The sequence below is a fragment of the Laedolimicola sp. genome (assembly GCF_051972735.1).
Classification (GTDB): Bacteria; Bacillota; Clostridia; order Lachnospirales; family Lachnospiraceae; genus Laedolimicola; species Laedolimicola intestinihominis.
Genome location: NZ_JBOKYU010000083.1, coordinates 1 through 3,235, shown reverse-complemented (window position 1 = coordinate 3,235; position 3,235 = coordinate 1). Strand labels below are relative to the sequence as shown.

General features: G+C 52.9%; 3 protein-coding genes. All 3 read right to left on the bottom strand.

Annotated features, from left to right (window positions below; all coding sequences use genetic code 11):
- Window positions 1-988, bottom strand: a 988-nt coding sequence (locus tag ACTRC3_RS11605; RefSeq protein WP_440323177.1) for an O-acetylhomoserine aminocarboxypropyltransferase/cysteine synthase family protein, incomplete at its 3' end; no start/stop codon positions are given.
- An 88-nt stretch (window positions 989-1,076) separates the two neighbouring features.
- Complete coding sequence (locus tag ACTRC3_RS11600; RefSeq protein WP_440323176.1) at window positions 1,077-1,250, bottom strand: hypothetical protein; 174 nt, start codon at window positions 1,248-1,250, stop codon at window positions 1,077-1,079.
- Window positions 1,251-1,367: 117 nt separating this feature from the next.
- Window positions 1,368-3,235 (bottom strand): excinuclease ABC subunit UvrA (locus ACTRC3_RS11595; protein WP_440323175.1); only part of this gene is annotated, 1,868 nt, incomplete at its 5' end.

Genomic DNA, 3,235 nt, shown 5'->3' with positions numbered 1-3,235 from the left:
GCTCATAATATTTGTTGGAGGGCAGCGTCGGATAATTGACGAACTCTACCTTCTCGTGTTGATCCAGAAATTCCGCTACAGCCTGGCCGTTTTCCACATGGCGGGGCATCCGCACATGCAGGGACTCCAGACCCAGATTCAGGATAAAGGCGTTCTGGGGAGACTGGACACAGCCCAGATCCCGCATGAGCTGGGAAGTACATTTCGTGATAAACGCGCCCTCTTTACCGAATTTTTCCGCATAGGTGATACCATGATAGGATTCGTCCGGCGTGCAGAGCCCGGGAAACTTGTCTGCATGGGCCATCCAGTCAAACTTACCGCTGTCGATGATGGCTCCGCCCAGGGCCGCGCCGTGGCCGTCCATATATTTGGTGGTGGAATGGGTGACAATGTCAGCGCCCCACGCAAAAGGCCGCAGATTTACCGGAGTCGGGAAGGTATTGTCCACAATGAGCGGTACGCCGTGAGCGTGGGCCGCCTTTGCGAATTTTTCGATATCCAGTACTGTCAGGGCCGGATTGGCAATGGACTCTCCGAATACAGCCCGGGTGTTATCCCGAAACGCTGCATTCAATTCTTCCTCTGAACAATCCTGATCTACAAATGTCGCGTCCACACCCATTTTTTTCAAGGTTACGGCAATCAGATTGTAGGTGCCGCCGTAAATGGTAGAGGATGCTACGATATGACTGCCTGCCTCGCAGATATTAAACAGGGCGAAAAAGTTCGCCGCCTGTCCGGATGAGGTCAGCATACCTGCCGTACCGCCCTCCAGGGCCGTGATCTTTGCTGCCACATAATCATTGGTAGGGTTCTGCAGTCTGGAATAGAAATAGCCTTCTGCTTCCAGATCAAAAAGCTTTCCCATATCCTCGCTGGTGTCATACTTATAAGTGGTAGACTGAATAATCGGAATCTGTCTGGGTTCTCCGTTTCCCGGTGTGTAACCGGCCTGTACGCATTTGGTGTTTAATGAATAATCCATGTGTATTCTCCGCCTTTACTTTCATTTTCATGGCTTCTATGTTACACCTATTTTGCATACCTGTAAAGATGGAGAACACACGTTTCGCTTATTTCTGTCGCTTTTTGATCTGCGGCGGGCGGTAATGATAGAGCTCGTTGTAGGCCTCCAACTCGTCCACATCCTTCACCCCGCTTGGAATCAGTCCCGTACAGTCCTGGGCTGATGCGGCATTGGACAGATAATCATAGGAATCAATGAGCTGCTCGTTCGGTTTTCGCATGGCAGAACCTCCTGTTATCTATAAGAAAAATCATGAAAAAGGGACAATCCGCTGTATTTTCTGTGACACAGCTATTGTCCCCTGCTTTTGTATTCTTATGTCTGCCGTTTTCTGGCTTTATTTTTTCTGCATATATTTTCCGGTCACACTTTCCGGATTGGCTGCCACCTGCGCGGGCGTACCGGCAGCTACAATGCATCCTCCGGCTTCACCGCCGCCCGGCCCCATATCAATGATATAATCGGCGTTCCGGATCACATCCAGATCGTGTTCGATAACCAGCACCGTAGCGCCATTGTCCACCAGAGTCTGGAAGACCTGCAACAGAATCCGGACGTCCAGCGGATGCAGGCCGATGGTGGGTTCATCGAAGACAAAGACCGAATCAGACTGTCCTTTCCCCATCTCACTGGCCAGCTTCAGACGCTGGGCTTCGCCGCCGGAGAGGCTTGGCGTCTCCTCGCCCAGGGTCAGATAGCCCAGCCCCAGCTTTTCCAGAACCTCCAGGCGCTGATGAACAGTCTTCAGATCTTTTGTGGCCTCCAGCGCCGTATGCACATCCATTTCCATAAGCTCCGGCAAGGAATACTGCTTTCCTGATTTCGTTTCATACCGAATCTGCCAGGTCTCTTTCCTGTACCGGGATCCGCCGCACTCAGTACAGGGGATATCCACATCCGGAAGGAACTGCACATCCAGGCTGATTTCTCCGGTGCCATCGCAGATTGGACAACGCAGCGCCCCTGTATTGTAGGAGAAATCGCCTGCTTTATAACCGTCTCTTTTTGCGTCTGCCGTCCTGGCAAATACCTTCCGTAGTTCATCATGGACGTTGGCATAGGTGGCCACGGTAGAGCGTACATTGATCCCGATGGGCGTGGCATCGATAAGCTTTACATGGGAGATGCCTTCGGCTGAAATCCCTTTCACATGCTCCGGCAGCTTGGTTTCGGCTGTCACAGCCTGCAGACCCGGTACCAGACTTTCCAGTACCATGGTAGTTTTTCCGGAACCGGATACGCCGGTTACGACTGTCAGCCTGCCTTTGGGAATGTCTGTTTCCAATGGTTTTACCGTATGAATCTGCGCCGTGGAAAGATGGATCTTTCCCAGAGAAAACAAGTCTGTTTCTGCCGCCTGGCAGCGTATCCGGCTGTCTGCCTTTCCTGACAAAAACGGACCAATCATGGAAGCCGGATTTGCCACAATCTCCGGGATACTGCCCTCGGCAATCACGTGTCCCCCACCTGCGCCTGCCTCCGGTCCCATCTCGATAATCCAGTCGGATTCTGCAAGGATCTGGATATCATGGTCCACCAGAATGACTGAATTACCGTCGGCGATCAGAGCCTGCATCACTGCATTCAGCCCGACGATGTTGGAAGGATGCAGACCGATAGAGGGCTCGTCCAGCACGTAGAGCACGCCGGTAGTCCGGTTCCGGACGGCTCTGGCCAGCTGCATCCGCTGACGCTCTCCGGTAGACAACGTCGAAGCCGCCCGATCCAGGGACAGGTAAGAAAGTCCCAGATCCATCAGACGCCTTGCCGCACTCCGGAAGGACTCGCAGATGCTTTCGGCCATGGAACGCATCTCTTTTGGCAGAGATGCAGGCACACCGTCCACCCAGTCCGCCAGCTCCCCAAGGGTCATCCGACAGGCCGCCTCTAACCCGATACCGCGAAGCTTCGGTGCTCTGGCCCGTTCGGAAAGTCTGCTTCCGCCGCATTCCGGGCAGATCTCTTCTTTTAGAAAACGCTCTACCCGCTTCATGCCCTTGTCATCCTTTACCTTCGCAAGAGCATTTTCTACGGTATAGACTGCGTTAAAATAAGTAAAATCCAGTTCTCCCGCCTGATTGGTCTTCTTTGCTTTATAAAAAATGTGTTTTTTCTCCGCCGGACCGTGGTAAACGATCTCCTTTTCCCGCTCTGTCAGATCCCGGAAAGGCACATCGGTACGCACGCCCATTTCCCGGCACACAT

Bases quoted from the DNA above. Each gene is read 5' to 3' on its own strand.
- ACTRC3_RS11600 (WP_440323176.1), bottom strand. From the start codon at position 1,250: ATGCGAAAACCGAACGAGCAGCTCATTGATTCCTATGATTATCTGTCC.